Source organism: Lactobacillus porci (assembly GCF_009695985.1).
Lineage (GTDB): Bacteria > Bacillota > Bacilli > Lactobacillales > Lactobacillaceae > Lactobacillus > Lactobacillus absianus.
In genome coordinates this window covers 1-13,811 of record NZ_VUMX01000038.1, presented here as the reverse complement: position 1 = coordinate 13,811, position 13,811 = coordinate 1, and the positions used below count along the sequence as shown (strand labels likewise).

The following is a 13,811-nucleotide window of genomic DNA, read 5'->3' as shown; positions in this document are numbered from 1 at the left end:
ACTGACAGTTCTGTATAATTCATAGTAAGAAGGGCTCCCCATGTTTTTGTCGTTATTAACATTGTAAGGGACAACCCTTCTTTTTTTGTTATCTAATTTCTATTTACACAAGAATTTATACTGAACCATTTTTTTAAGAATTCGTAATAGAATGATTACGATTCTTTTTGTAAAAATGGAGAAGGCTAAGTGAATTACTATGCGACAAGCAGCTTCTTAAAGCGCCAAAATAAGCCTCCATGCTGGTCAATGGCCACTAGACAATCTTTGACCAATAAGGAGCTTGATTTATAGAATGATTGAAGAAACACCCAAGAAACACTACATGGCTTGGATGACCCTGGCGATGCTTGACTTCGTCACCATCATCCGCTTTGAAGATGTTTTCTACCCATACCAAAATCAAGGTCTGTCCGTGATCTTTTCATGGATTTTCCTCTTGATCTGCTACCAATTGCCATACACCTTGATTGCCACCCAGTTGGGGCTGGCATACAAGGATACTGAAGAAGGGGGCTTGGCCTCTTGGATCCGGCGGGGAACGGGCAGCGACGTTTTAGGCTACGCTACCAGCTGGATGTACTGGGCCCAAACCGTGCCGTACCTGGTGGACGTATCCAACTCGATCATCGTCTCCATTTCCTGGATGATTCTGGGCAACAACACTTTAGGCAAGCACATGTCGCCCTTCATGTTCGGCCTGTTGACTTTCGTCATCATCCTGATCTTTATCTTGTGTGAAAGTGCTTATAAGAACTCCCTGGATCTTTTGTCCTTGATCGGGGGGATTGCCATGTTCGCCATGTCCGTGATCTTCGTGATCTTGATTATCTGGGCCCTCATGCACGGCGGCCACGTCGCCACCAAGATGGAATGGTCCAGCTTCAAGCCGAACTTCAGCGTGCACTACTTCTCCACGACGGGGCTGTTGATCTTTGCCATGTCTGGGGCGGAATTGGCCGCGCCTTATGTTACCCGGCTCAAGAACCCCCGCAAGGAATTCCCAAAGTCAATGTGGATGCTGTTCGCGATGACGGTCTTCATGACCTTGACCGAAACCCTGGGTTTGGCCGTCCTTTTTGACGCCAAGCACATCCCGCACGACTTCAAGATGAACGGGGCCTTCTACGCCTTCCAGCTTTTGGGTGAAGAAGCCGGCATGGGCAAGAGTCTGATGTACATGTACGCCATCGTCTGCCTCTTGAACTTCATGGCTGACTTGGCGGCCTTGATTGACGCGGCCAGCCGGGTCTTTGCCTCAGACACCTCAGAGAAGTACATGCCAAGCTGGCTTAGAAAGAAGAACAAGGACGGCCTGCCGATCAACAGCTACGTGCTGACTTGCAGCATTACCTTGTTCCTCCTGCTCTTGTCAGGCACTTTGCCGGAAATCAACGATATCTTCAACTGGCTCTTGAACCTGAACGGGATCGTGTCACCATACAAGACTTCCGTAGTCTTCCTGGCCTTCCTGGCTTTCCGCTACCGGCACAAGACCTTTGCCCAAGATGACTTTGTCTTCATCAGAAACAACAAGGGCGCCCTGGCCGTTGGCTGGTGGTGCTTCCTCTTCACCTTTGTCTGCGCGACGATGGGCTTTTTGCCGCAAGACGTGACCTTTGAAAGTCCGCAATGGACCAAGCAGCTTTGGATGAACATCATCACGGTGATCGTTCTCTTTGGGACCGGTTTCCTCTTGCCATGGCTGAGAAAGCTGGAATTGAAGCACCAAGCCAAGGCTAATGACTAGCCAAGAGAATTTCCAAGCCAAACAGAATAGTCAAAAACAAGGAATCAGCAGTGCTGATTCCTTGTTTGCGTTAATTTACCTGCAGGGGATGCCACAGGAGCCAGACAGTCAAGGCCAAGATGGCCAGAGCCAAGACGAAGCTGCTGAGTCTTAGCCAGCGGCGGGTTGTTTGCGGCAGGGACTTATCGAATGAATAAACCAGGCTGAAAACGGCCGGGATGATCAAGAAGCTGTCGGCGAGCAGGGGAAAAATGTTGATGGACATGGATATACCTCGCGTTTTTTGGAAAATCTCGTGAAAAAACTGATCGCAGGGGGCGGGAGTTTGCTATCATTAATTAATAGCAGAAAACTGCCGAAGGAGACTTTTAATGAAGCAGATTAAAGTGATGACGGTCTTCGGGACCCGGCCAGAAGCGATCAAGATGGCGCCTTTGGTCTTGAAGCTCAAGCATGACGACCGCTTTGAGGCGGTCACGGTCGTGACCGCCCAGCACCGGGAGATGCTGGACCAGGTCTTGGAGATTTTTAAAATCAAGCCGGATTACGACTTTAACATTATGCACCAAAATCAGACCTTGGCGGAAATTACCAACAAGGTCTTGACTGACTTGACCAAGGTAATTCAAGTGGAGCGGCCGGATTTGGTGCTGGTCCATGGGGATACGACAACCTCCTTTGCCGCCAGCCTGGCGACTTTCTATGAGCAGACGGCCTTGGGGCACGTGGAGGCTGGCTTGCGGACCTGGAACAAGTACGCGCCTTTCCCGGAAGAGATGAACCGGCAATTGACCGATGTCTTAAGCGACCTCTACTTTGCCCCGACCAGTCTGAGCAAGGCCAACCTGCTTAAGGAAAGCCATCCGGAGCAGGGGATTTTCGTTACGGGCAACACGGCCATCGATGCCTTGAGCCAGACGGTCCAAGCAGACTATGACCATGAAGTCTTGCAGCAGATCAAGCCGGGCAGCCGGGTCATCCTGGTGACCATGCACCGGCGGGAGAACCAGGGCGAGCCAATGCGCCGGGTTTTCCGGGTGATGAAGGACGTGGTGGACCAGCAAAAGGACGTTGAGATCATCTATCCCGTCCACTTGTCCCCGCGCGTGCAGCAAGCGGCCAAGGAAGTCCTGGGGGGCGATCCGCGGATTCACCTGATCAAGCCCTTGGACGTGGTGGACTTCCACAACCTGGCCAAGCGAAGCTACTTTATCATGACCGACTCCGGCGGGGTGCAGGAAGAGGCGCCGTCTTTGGGCAAGCCGGTCCTGGTTTTGCGTGACGCGACCGAGCGGCCGGAAGGGGTCAAGGCTGGCACCTTGAAACTGGTCGGCACCCAGGTGGACGCGGTTAGAAGCGCCATGCTGGAGCTCTTGAATGACCCGGCAGCCTACCAGCGGATGGCTGAAGCCAAGAACCCGTATGGCGACGGGCACGCGGCAGACCGCATTTTGAACGATATTGCCTGGTGGTTCAATGGGCAAAAGGGGCCAAAGCCGGCTGACTTTCAATAGGAATTGATCCACAAACAAAAATAAAAAGAGGCAGATCGTTGCTTGATCTGCCTCTTTTGCGTTTTCGCTTATGGCTGCTTGCGCTTGTTTTCCCGCACGCGCTGCTTAAGTTTGGCCATCGTGCTCTTTTCCTTCTTCTGGAAGACGGACTTGGTGGTCAGGTAGTTGAAGATTCCGACCAGAACCTGGTCGATGACCTTGACCCAGAAGGCCGGCCAGTGCAAGAGAGACAGGCCCAGCCACATCAAGAGGGTGTCCGGCAGCAGGCTGAGAATCCGGTAGGTGAAGAAGGAGAGCAGCTTCTGCCAGAGCTTGTGCTCATGATCAACGTTGTCCACGAAGACGGCCTTGTGGTTGAACCAGAAGGAAGCCAGGTTGGACACGATAAAGGCCACCGTGTTGTCGATGACTAGGACCGTGTGCGGAACGGCATGCATGATCATAAAGACCACGGTGTTGATCAAAGCCGCAATAAAGCCAAATAACATGTAGACCCACAGGTTGCGGTGCCGCTTAAAGATCCGGTTGCCAAGTTCTCTTCTTCTTGAATTATTGTTCATTTAATTTTCCAGCCAGCTCTTCAGCCGCTTGATCAATTCTGGCGATATCGTCATCGTCAGGCGCGTTTTCTATCGTGAGCGGAGGGATGGCTTCGCTTGCCCCGCAGGCCAGGAAGGCCTTCTCAAAGTCGAAGACGTTTTCACAATAGTGTTCGTTGTAAGTCTTGTCGCCGGAACCCATCACGGCAAAGTGCTTGCCAGTCAGATCCAATTCTTGCAGCTGCTCGTAGAAGTCGGCGATTTCATCGGTCATGACCCCTTCACCGTAGGTATAGGTGATGAAAACGCAGAGGTCGCTGGTGAGGTAGTCGCTGGCGTCAGTGAAGCTGACGTCAGAGCAGTCTACGTCAAAGCCGGCATCCTGCAGGTCTTCCTCCAGGATTTCGGCCATGTCTTCGTCGTTGCCAGTCATGCTGGCAAAAACAATCTTTGCTTTCATATTAACTTAGAGCTCCTAAAAATTTATTTCTAGAACATTATACACGATTTGTGATTCCAGGGTAAAAAAACTGACCGGCAGTTTGCTTAAAGCCGTTTCAGGCCGGCTCAATCTGTAGAAGGCAGGTAAAAATGCTATAATAGTAAAAGCAAAATTTTTAGATTAGCTTAAGGAAGGATAACAAAATTGATTACTATTAAATCTGTCCGCGAACTCAAGGGCATGCAAGCATCCGGCCACCTGCTCGCCACCATGTTTGAAGCCCTGCGCGATGAAATCAAGCCGGGCATGTCCACTTGGGACATCGAAGTCTTCTGTCAAAAGTACATGAAGCAGCACGGCGGCCGCTTGTCAGAGCAAGGCTTTGAAGGCTACAAGTACGGCACCTGCATCTCCGTCAATGACGAAATTGCCCACCAGACGCCACGCAAGGACAGAATCCTGCACGAAGGCGACCTGGTCAAGGTAGACGTGACCTGCAACCTGAACGGCTACGAATCAGACTCCTGCACCACCTACGGGGTCGGCAAGATCTCTGAAGCTGACCAGCACCTGATCGACGTTACCAAGAAGGCCATGTACCTGGGGATCGACCAAGCCCTGGCCGGCAACCGGATCGGCGACATTGGCGCGGCTATCCAGCACTATGTTGAAGATGAAGAAGGCTACGGGGACGTGCGCGAATTGATCGGCCACGGGATTCAGCCATCAATCCACGAAGACCCGGAAGTGCCGCACTGGGGCAAGGCGGGCCATGGCCTGCGCCTGCGTCCGGGGATGACCATCACGGTTGAGCCAATGGTTGAAGCCGGTGGCGACTGGCGCATCCTGCAAAAGACGGTTGATGATCCAAACGACGACTGGGTCTTCTACGCGACGCCAGACGGGTCCAAGTCAGCCCAGTTTGAGCACACTTTTGCCATTACTGAGGACGGGCCAAAGATCTTGACTCTGCAAGAACCATACGACGGCTTGGAAAAGTACATTCCTCACTTTGACGAAATGGATGACTAATTGACATGACTGGAAAAATTGAGCAGCAGCGCCAGCGGGTGGGGGACTTCTTTGAGCATCTGTCCCATTGCACGTCGCAGGGTGAGATTTTTCAAAGTTCAATCGTCATCGCCTACTACCTTCTTTTCTCAATTTTTCCAATCGTGATCATTGTCGGCAACGTCTTGCCGCTGTTTCATATTGATACTGACCCGATCACTGAATATCTGGAGCTGATGTTGCCCAGCGATATGATCAAGTACGTCATTCCGATCGTGCAGACCTTGCTGAAGACCCAGTCAACGGGCTATATCTCCTTTGGTGCGATCGTGGCCCTTTGGTCCATGTCTTCCATGGTCAATGCCATCAGGGTCGGCATGAACCGCCTGTATGGGGTGCACTTGGAAGAATTGCAGCTGGGTTTTTGGCACTTCATCTGGAACCGGCTTTTGACCATCATTTTCAGCGCCCTCTTGGTCACCTTGTTCACGCTGCTGGCTTTGGCCGTGATTTTTGGCCAGCAGATTCTGAGCTTTTTCGCGCCGATCTTCAACTATTCGATGGCGCCGATCAACCGCCTCTTCAGCTACCGCTGGCTGATCCTGCTGGTGATCATGACCGTGACGGTCTACTACCTGAACGCTATCGTGCCCAACGTCAATATGCGCAAGAAAGCGGTCATGCCTGGAACTATCACGACGGTGGTGGGCTGGGAGGCCTTGGCCTACCTGTTTGCCTACTATCTGGGCCATTTTCCGGTAAAATGGGAAAATTATGGTATCGTTGGTACTTTTATCATTTTTATGTTATGGCTGAACCTGCTGGCCGTCGTGCTCTTGTTTGGCACGGCAGTCAACGCCGCCATCGATGAAGTAAAAATGGGACCCGCAGTCTACTATAACGGCTTTTTAGCTGAATGGCTCAAGCGCTGGCGTGACAAGCGTCATCAAGCCAAGTGATTTACCTGGCAAGCTGGCACGTTCACTATAAATGTGTTATTATACGCTTGCAGTTGAAATGCTTTCATAAACACGACTGATAGAAGAAGAAAAGAGGATGTAATTGATGAAAGTAAGAAAAGCGATTATTCCTGCCGCTGGGTTAGGAACGAGATTTTTGCCAGCAACCAAGGCAATGCCTAAGGAAATGCTGCCGATCGTTGACAAGCCAACGATCCAATTTATCGTTGAAGAAGCCATGGCTTCCGGCATTGAAGACATTCTGATCGTTACTGGCAGAAGCAAGCGGTCAATCGAAGACCACTTCGACTCAAACCCAGAATTGGAAGACAACTTGACCGAAAAGCACAAGGATGCCTTGTTGAAGGTGGTTCGCGACACGACCATGTCCAACATGAAGGTCAACTTGTACTTCACCCGGCAGCCACACCCAGCCGGCTTGGGCGATGCCGTTAACCGGGCCCGCAGCTTTATCGCTGGCGAACCATTCGTAGTCATGCTTGGCGACGACTTGATGAAGGACAAGACGCCTTTGACCAAGCAACTGATTGACTGCTACGACAAGACCCATGCTTCAACCATCGCGGTTATGAAGGTGCCACACAAGGAAGTCAACAAGTACGGGGTTATCGACCCAATCGGCGAAACTGAGCCAGGCTTGTACAACGTCAAGACTTTCGTGGAAAAGCCAGACGTTGACAAGGCCCCAAGCGACCTGGCCATTATCGGCCGCTACCTGCTGACTCCAGAAATCTTCGACATGCTGGACCAGCAAAAGCCAGGTGCCGGTGGCGAAATTCAATTGACTGACGCCATTGACGCTTTGAACAGAACCCAGCGCGTCTTTGCCCACGAATTTACTGGCAACCGCTTCGACGTCGGCAACAAGGAAGGCTACATGGAAACTTCAATCCAATACGGCCTGACCCACCCAGAAACCAAGGATGCCCTGCGCAAGTACATCATTGACTTGGGCAAGAAGCTGGAAGCTGACGACAAGAAGGCAGCCGGCAAGGCTAAGTAATCAAGCAAAAAGACGGACCTGATGGTTCGATGTCATTAAGACACTCATCGTAAGATGGGTGTCTTTTTCATTTAAAAACGACTCCCGGCCTGTCCGTCAGGATCTGCATGCCAAAAATCATCAGCTGTTGGTCGCCCAGACAGACGATCACGGGAATTGCCTTGGAGCCCTTGCCCAAAAGGCCAAGCAGCTTCTTTTTAGTCAAGGGGCGCTGGCCGCAGTGGAATTCACAGGCATCCCGCGTCAGCGCGACCTTGCTGAGGGGGTGCAGCTCCTGGCCGATTTGGGCATACAAGGGGGTCTGGTCGTTTAAATCATTGATTAATTGCAGAAAATTGCTGAGCAGCATGGATTGACCTCACTAATTACCTTTCTGATTTTTATATGGTATACTATATCTATTGCTTTTTGTAAAGAAAATAATCCATATAGAGATAGGATTGTGAAAAGAGGAATATCAATTGACTAAGACGCACAAAAAGATCATCTGGACGGTCACGGGGATCGTCCTGGCCGCTTTGGCCTTGTTCCTGGCAGCAGGACTGTACTTTTTCAATGTGGCTGAAGTGCCCGGGAAGAAGACCTTTGTCTCCAACGGAACGGTGCGCTTGAAGAAGTCAACGCCTTTGTACGCTGAGAAAAAGTGGTACCGGGACGTCAAAAAGCAGCATTGGACCATGATGTCCGCCAATAATAAGTATAGATTAGCCGCCTATTATCTGCCGGCCAAAAAATCCAAAAAGACGGTCATCATCTTGCACGGCTTCATGTCCAACAAGGAGAATATGGGGGCCTATGCCCAGCTTTTCCACTCCTTGGGCTACAATGTCCTGCTGCCTGACGCGGAGGCGCATGGACAGAGCCAGGGCAAGTACGTGGGCTATGGCTGGCTGGAGAAGACTGACGTGCGCAAGTGGAGCCAGCAGGTGATCAAGCAGACTGGCCAGCGGTCCGAGATCGCCATCATGGGCGTCTCCATGGGCGGGGCGACCACGATGATGACCAGCGGCCTCAAGCTGCCCAAGCAGGTCAAGTGCTTTATTGAAGACTGCGGCTACACCAATGCCAAGAATGAAATCGAGCATGAAGCCCAGGCCCTGTACGGGATGCCAGCCTTTCCGCGCTTCCCGTTGGTTGAGGTCCTGAGCCTGGTCTCCCGGGTGAAGGCCGGCTACTTTTTAGGGGATGCCTCCAGTCTGAAGCAGCTGCACAGGAACAAGAAGCCGATGCTCTTTATCCATGGATCCAAGGACAAGTTCGTGCCTACGGAAATGGTCTACAAGAACTACCGGGCTACCAGCGGTCCTAAGCAGCTATTGGTCGTTGAGGGAGCCACTCACGCGGAATCCATTGAGCACAATCACCGCCTGTACAAGAAGACGGTGGCCAAATTCTTGCGCAAATATTTGAAGTAAAAAATAAAACAAAAAAGCAAAGTTTTCTCTTGCAAGCGGTTGCATAGGCGTGATATACTAAAGGCGTGGAAGAGGTAGAAAACAACTGAACAGAAGTTTTTATCTCCAGATTTTATACAATTTTTGTAATTATGATTTCGCTGTCTCTCTCTTAGGGGAGACCATAAAGCTTGAAGCTGCCAAGTGGCAATACACAATAAATAACTCGATTCTTTTTTCATTACGCTAGGACGTAAAACTCAAAACAAGTAAATGTTTATCACAGTTTGTAAAGCCATTGGTGAACATAGAAAATTGAATATCGTGACTATTAATTGATGAGCTACCTCATCCACTTGGAAAGCTGCTTCTACTGCAAGCAGCTATAAGAAAAGGCCAGAAGATTTAAGTCTTCTGGCCTCTTTTGTTGGCTGAATTTTTAACGCAAGTCCTTGCGCAGGACCAGCTTGGCGATGCATTCGCAGCGCGGGGTCTGCGGGAGCATGTCGACGTTTTCGATGACGCGGACGTCATAGGCCTCGCCCAGGAGCACCAGGTCCTGAGCCAGGGTTGACGGGTTGCAGGAGATGTAGACAAAGCTCTCCGGCTTGACGCGGAGCAGGGTCTTGATCAGGCTCTTGGCCAGACCGGTCCGCGGCGGGTCAACGATCAAGGCGTCAATTGGCACCTCGTCCTTTTGCAGCTGGGGCAGCAGCTTTTCCACGCTGCCTTGCAGGTAGCTGGCATTCTTGACGTGGTTGAGCTCGCAGTTGTGCTGGGCATCCAGGACGGCTTCCGGGATGCTTTCGATCCCGATGACCTGCTTGACCTGGTCGCTGGCCAGGATCCCCAGGGTCCCAACCCCGGAGTAGGCATCGATCAGGGTCATGTCTGGCGTCAGGCTGAGAAGCTTAAGGGCTTCTGAGTACAGGGTCGTGGTCTGGACTGGGTTTAACTGGAAGAAGGCTCTTGGGCTCAAGGCAAACTGCTTGCCCATGATTTCTTCCATGATCTGGTTCTGGCCCTTGAGCTTTTCAGTCTTGTTGCCCCAGACCTGCGGGTTTTGCCAGTCGGTTTCGTTCTGGTAGACGGAAACGACGTCAGGCAATTCCATGATCCGGTCTGCCAGTTCCAGCATGTGATTCAAGCGGTGGCCAACCGTGATCAAAGTGACCTGCATTTCTTTAGTGGCTTCGGATTGGCGAACCACGATGGTCTTGATCCCTTGCCGCTGGCGGCGGACGTCGGCGATCGGCACGTCCAGCTTGACGATCAGGTCCTTGATGGCCCGCTCGGTTCTCTGAGTGTCAACGCTTTGGGTCGGCATTTCCGGCAGGTCGATCAGGCGGTGGGAGTTAGGCGCGTACATCCCCAGCAGAACGTCCTTGCCGGAACGCTCGATCTGGTACTGGGCCTTGGCCCGGTAGTGCCATTGCTCAGGCGCGGGGATGGTCCGCTTGACCTTGTAGTTCTTGTAGCCGCGCGGGTGGTACTTGTCGAGGGCCGCCAGCACGTTGTCGCGCTTGAAGCGCAGCTGGGCGTCGTAGTTCATGTGGGCCAGTTCCAGGCCGCCGATTTCCGGGCTGACCTGGTCAGGGAAGACTACCCGGTCAGGGCTTTTTTCCTTGATCCGGACCAACTCCCCTTGCAGGTAGTGGGGGTATTCCTTGACGATCTTAGCCACGACTACTTCTTCCGGCAGGGCGCCAGGAATGAAGATGATCTTCTTTTTGTAGTAGCCGATTCCTTCGCCGTTGATGCCCAGGCGCTTGACCGTAATGATCACGTCGCGCTCTTTTTGCGCCTTGGCCTGGCCGCGTTGGCTCTTGTTTTGGCTGTAGCGGCTATTTGCGTGCTTGCGGAAACCGCCTTTTCTTTCTTTAAAATGATGGTCTTTTTGCATGTTAGTTCTGTTCTTTCTACAATGAAAAAATAATAAGCCGACAAGATATTATACCGGCCTTAGCCAGCAAATAGCAAGAAATTCGCACGCTTTCGTCCAATTTGCTAAGATATAGAGGCAAAGATGCTGAAAAAGAAAATGGTGAATTAGATGGCAATTATTACAAAAGTTAGTGCACAGAAGCGCCCTGGGCGCTACAATATCTTTTTGGACGGTCATTATGCCTTTTCGGTCAGCGAAAAGACCTTGGCCGAATTCGTCCTGCTCAAGGGACAGGAGCTCACTGACCAGCAGATTGACCAGGTCCGCGCCTTTGACGCTGACGCCAAGGCCACGGAGCTGGCCGCCAGATACCTGGGCTATGAGCCGCGGACGATCAAGGAAGTCCACGACTACCTGGTCAAGCACGAGATCTCAGAAGCTGCCGCTGCCAGCGCCATTGGCGAGCTGGCTGACCTGGGCTATCTGAATGACCCTGAATATGCCCGCCTCTTTATCAAAAACGACCTCAAAGTCGGCCAGAACGGTCCAAAGGCGGTCAGCCGGGACCTGCAGCGCAAGGGGCTGGACCAGGAGACGGCCGCTGAAGCCATCGCGGAAGTGGCGGCGGCTGACTGGATCGCCGTCGGCCAGCGCCTGGTCAAGTCACTCATCCGCCAGCAGGGAAAAATTGCCCAAAAAGAGGTCAAGCGCAAGATGCAAGCCAAGCTCTTCAGCCATGGCTTTACCAGCACCCTAGCGGCTGCTGTCGTTGACTCCTTTGACTTCAATGACAGCGAAGAGGAGCAGCTGGAAGCCCTGAAGAAGCAGGGAATCAAGGCCTACAAGCGCTTCAGGCGCTATGATGAGGGCACCAGGGAGCAGAAGATCAAGCAATACCTGTATGTCCACGGCTTCTCCACGAGTGAAATTGCCGCTTTTTTAAGCGGGGAGGTCATCGACCTGGACGAGCTGAGCGAATACTGAGCCGGGCCAGGCTTTTTTAGTATAATAGTCAAGGATGGCTGGAACGCAAGCGTTCAGCCAATTAGCAGAAGAACAAGCATCAATACCAATAGGAGCGATAGAAGCATGAACAATGAAATCGAAGCATTGACCTTTATCGGCAAGGCCTTTCCTGACGCCATGATGGACAGCAACGCGTCATTTGGCGGCTGCAACCAAAGCGTTGAAGAAGACGAGGCCTTCCAGAAGTTTGTCAAGGATCATGACTTGGGTGAAAACCGGGCCAACCTGATCGTCTTTGGGCCAGAGCACTTTATGTACTGGTACGGGGTAGCAATTCCAGAGGAAGTTGACCAAGTGCCAGGCCTGCTCAAGTTCTCCCTGCCCAAGGCCAAGGTCTTTCAAAAGGAAGAATCAGCCAGCGCCGTAGCCTTTGACCTGCCGCTGAACTTTGAGCTGCCGAAGTTCATGAACGAAGCCGGCGAATTGGGTGACAAGTTCCAGACCAGCATGGTGGAAAACCTGACTCCATACATTCTGCGCCAGCTGGATTTGGCAAACAAAAAGCTGACCAAGACCATGTATCTTGAAATCAGCTCGGAAAAGTAGTTTTTAACTATTCTTGATTGGCTTCTGAGTCAATCGACAGGTTGTCGTATTCGATATAGGCACCCAGGCAGGTTGAGATGAACATGATCAAGAGCACGAAGCCAGTGGACGTGCCGACGATGATGCTCAGGGGCAGGACGTGGCGGACGATGATGGTCGCCAGCGTGCAGAGGACGAAGTCCAGGACGATGTTGGCCGCTTGCAGAATGGGCCGCCGGCGGATGCTGAAGAAACGCAGCAGCTGCTTCAAGAAGCTGTCATAGATGTCCCCGGCCAGCAGGTTCAAGGGCCGCTGAATGGTTGCCTTGACGGCCATCATGATGATGGCCCCGACCAAGGCGCCAATGGCGGTCCGGAAGGGGTCGCTGGAGTGCAGGACCAGGGCGTTGTAGCCAATGCCGATGATGGCCAGGCTGCAGATGTAGGGAATCAGCAGCAGGAAGATAAATACCAATACGATGCGTCTCATTTTCATGGTCGAATACCTCTTTCTATCGTGGTATTTTATCATATTCTGCCCTGGCCTATGCTATAATTGTTTTTATTTAGGTTTCAAGTTTCAAGAAAGTGAGATAAGACAGAGATATGACTAGTGACCCCGGGACCGGCAGTCTACTGGACAAACTAAAAAGCCGTTTCACGAGCAATGACGAACAAGGCAAGGAAGAGCTGCAGGACGAAGCTGACAAGCTGCACGCGGCTCATTTTTTGACGGATATGGAATACACCATGATCGAAGGCAGCATGAACTTCCATGACAAGGTTGCCCGCGAAGTCATGGTGCCGCGGACCGATGCCTTCATGATCGACATCGAGGATGATTTGGCAGGGAACATTGATGATATTCTCAGCCAGCCTTACTCCCGCATCCCCGTCTACCAGCAGGACAAGGACAACATCGTTGGCGTCATCCACATCCGGACCATCCTGCGCGAGGCCAGACGGGTGGGCTTTGACCAGCTGACTTATGAGCGGCTCTTGTCCGTGCCGCTTTTTGCCCCAGAAACGATTGAGCTGGATCAGCTTTTGGCCCAGATGCAGCAGAGCCAGCAGCAGATTGCCATCTTGACGGATGAATACGGCGGGATCACTGGTCTGGTTACCCTGGAAGACCTGATTGAGGAAATCGTCGGCGACATCGCGGACGAGGTCGACAAGACGGAAGTTCTGGCCACCAAGCTCAACGACTATGAATACGTGGTCTACGGCAAGATGCCGCTGGACGACTTCAACGACCAGTTCGGGACTGACCTGGAAATGGAAGACGTCGACACGATCGCCGGCTACGTGATTACCAAACTGGGCGTGATCCCAGGCAAGACTGAGCACTTGATGGTCCACCTGGACAACGGCATGGTCTTGACGACCAGAAGAATGCAGGGGTCCCGTCTGCTCACGGTCTTATTGACCCTGCCCAAAGGCGAGGAAGTCTTTCCGCCGCTGCAGGCTGAGCAGGAATACCAGCACGAGAATACAGAAGATAGAGAAAACGAGAAAGAAAAGAAGCATTAATCAACTACCCCCGACCGAGGTCGGAGGTTTGCGACTAACTAGCGTGGTCCAAACAAACTCCCCGAAGAGAGTTCTCCCATAGCCAAGCCCGAAGGCTTACGCTGTCGCTTCTCAAGCATCCTTGGCGGACCTCAGATGCTTCCGCAGATTGATTAACTACGGCAGAACAGCACGTGTACGCACTGCTCTAATTTGTTTGTTCCTTTGAT

At 52.0% G+C, this 13,811-nt stretch carries 15 protein-coding genes; 9 read left to right on the top strand and 6 right to left on the bottom strand.

Annotation, left to right across the window (positions count from 1 at the left end; all coding sequences use genetic code 11):
- Positions 1–295: 295 nt before the first annotated feature.
- Positions 296–1,750, top strand: coding sequence for an APC family permease (locus tag FYJ62_RS09545; protein WP_154549455.1), 1,455 nt, complete (start codon positions 296–298; stop codon positions 1,748–1,750).
- 70 nt (positions 1,751–1,820) lie between these two features.
- Here the strand turns inward: FYJ62_RS09545 and FYJ62_RS09540 are convergent, their stop codons facing one another.
- Positions 1,821–2,015: a hypothetical protein gene (locus FYJ62_RS09540; protein ID WP_154549454.1), complete on the bottom strand. Its 195-nt coding sequence runs from the start codon at positions 2,013–2,015 to the stop codon at positions 1,821–1,823.
- 106 nt (positions 2,016–2,121) lie between these two features.
- On the opposite strand from FYJ62_RS09540, the gene wecB reads away from it, so the two are divergent.
- The gene (gene wecB / locus FYJ62_RS09535) at positions 2,122–3,264 is read left to right on the top strand and encodes a non-hydrolyzing UDP-N-acetylglucosamine 2-epimerase (protein WP_154549453.1); all 1,143 of its coding nucleotides are present in this window, start codon (positions 2,122–2,124) and stop codon (positions 3,262–3,264) included.
- Positions 3,265–3,332: 68 nt separating this feature from the next.
- Here wecB and FYJ62_RS09530 read toward each other — a convergent pair whose 3' ends face one another.
- On the bottom strand, positions 3,333–3,824 hold the full coding sequence (locus FYJ62_RS09530) for a GtrA family protein (RefSeq protein ID WP_154549452.1): 492 nt from the start codon (positions 3,822–3,824) through the stop codon (positions 3,333–3,335).
- The gene (locus tag FYJ62_RS09525; RefSeq protein WP_154549451.1) at positions 3,814–4,263 is read right to left on the bottom strand and encodes a flavodoxin; all 450 of its coding nucleotides are present in this window, start codon (positions 4,261–4,263) and stop codon (positions 3,814–3,816) included. The genes FYJ62_RS09530 and FYJ62_RS09525 overlap by 11 nt, the downstream gene beginning before the upstream one ends.
- Before the next feature lie 186 nt (positions 4,264–4,449).
- Here FYJ62_RS09525 and map point away from each other — a divergent pair, with 186 nt between their 5' ends.
- The 3 genes from map (at position 4,450) to galU (ending at position 7,239) form a co-directional block, all read left to right on the top strand.
- The gene (gene map, locus FYJ62_RS09520; protein ID WP_154549450.1) at positions 4,450–5,277 is read left to right on the top strand and encodes a type I methionyl aminopeptidase; all 828 of its coding nucleotides are present in this window, start codon (positions 4,450–4,452) and stop codon (positions 5,275–5,277) included.
- A 5-nt stretch (positions 5,278–5,282) separates the two neighbouring features.
- Positions 5,283–6,215: a YihY/virulence factor BrkB family protein gene (locus tag FYJ62_RS09515; RefSeq protein WP_154549449.1), complete on the top strand. Its 933-nt coding sequence runs from the start codon at positions 5,283–5,285 to the stop codon at positions 6,213–6,215.
- 106 nt (positions 6,216–6,321) lie between these two features.
- Positions 6,322–7,239, top strand: a complete 918-nt coding sequence (galU, locus tag FYJ62_RS09510) for a UTP--glucose-1-phosphate uridylyltransferase GalU (RefSeq protein ID WP_154549448.1) — start codon at positions 6,322–6,324, stop codon at positions 7,237–7,239.
- A gap of 67 nt (positions 7,240–7,306) precedes the next feature.
- Here the strand turns inward: galU and FYJ62_RS09505 are convergent, their stop codons facing one another.
- A complete protein-coding gene (locus FYJ62_RS09505) occupies positions 7,307–7,588 on the bottom strand; it encodes a hypothetical protein (RefSeq protein ID WP_154549447.1) in 282 nt (93 codons plus the stop codon).
- Positions 7,589–7,700: 112 nt separating this feature from the next.
- On the opposite strand from FYJ62_RS09505, the gene FYJ62_RS09500 reads away from it, so the two are divergent.
- Positions 7,701–8,654: an alpha/beta hydrolase gene (locus FYJ62_RS09500; protein ID WP_154549446.1), complete on the top strand. Its 954-nt coding sequence runs from the start codon at positions 7,701–7,703 to the stop codon at positions 8,652–8,654.
- A 418-nt stretch (positions 8,655–9,072) separates the two neighbouring features.
- On the opposite strand, the gene rlmD is transcribed toward FYJ62_RS09500, so the two are convergent.
- Complete coding sequence (gene rlmD, locus FYJ62_RS09495; protein WP_154549445.1) at positions 9,073–10,536, bottom strand: 23S rRNA (uracil(1939)-C(5))-methyltransferase RlmD; 1,464 nt, start codon at positions 10,534–10,536, stop codon at positions 9,073–9,075.
- A gap of 150 nt (positions 10,537–10,686) precedes the next feature.
- Between rlmD and recX the strand changes: the two genes are divergently transcribed.
- Positions 10,687–11,502 carry a recombination regulator RecX gene (gene recX, locus FYJ62_RS09490; RefSeq protein WP_154549444.1) on the top strand — a complete coding sequence of 272 codons (816 nt, stop codon included), beginning with the start codon at positions 10,687–10,689 and terminating at the stop codon, positions 11,500–11,502.
- Positions 11,503–11,607: 105 nt separating this feature from the next.
- Entirely contained in the window at positions 11,608–12,090 is a 483-nt protein-coding gene (locus FYJ62_RS09485) for a hypothetical protein (protein ID WP_154549443.1), read from the top strand.
- Between the two features lie 7 nt (positions 12,091–12,097).
- On the opposite strand, the gene FYJ62_RS09480 is transcribed toward FYJ62_RS09485, so the two are convergent.
- The gene (locus FYJ62_RS09480) at positions 12,098–12,565 is read right to left on the bottom strand and encodes a hypothetical protein (RefSeq protein WP_154549442.1); all 468 of its coding nucleotides are present in this window, start codon (positions 12,563–12,565) and stop codon (positions 12,098–12,100) included.
- Positions 12,566–12,675: 110 nt separating this feature from the next.
- Here FYJ62_RS09480 and FYJ62_RS09475 point away from each other — a divergent pair, with 110 nt between their 5' ends.
- A complete protein-coding gene (locus FYJ62_RS09475; RefSeq protein WP_154549441.1) occupies positions 12,676–13,602 on the top strand; it encodes a transporter associated domain-containing protein in 927 nt (308 codons plus the stop codon).
- Positions 13,603–13,811 lie beyond the last annotated feature (209 nt).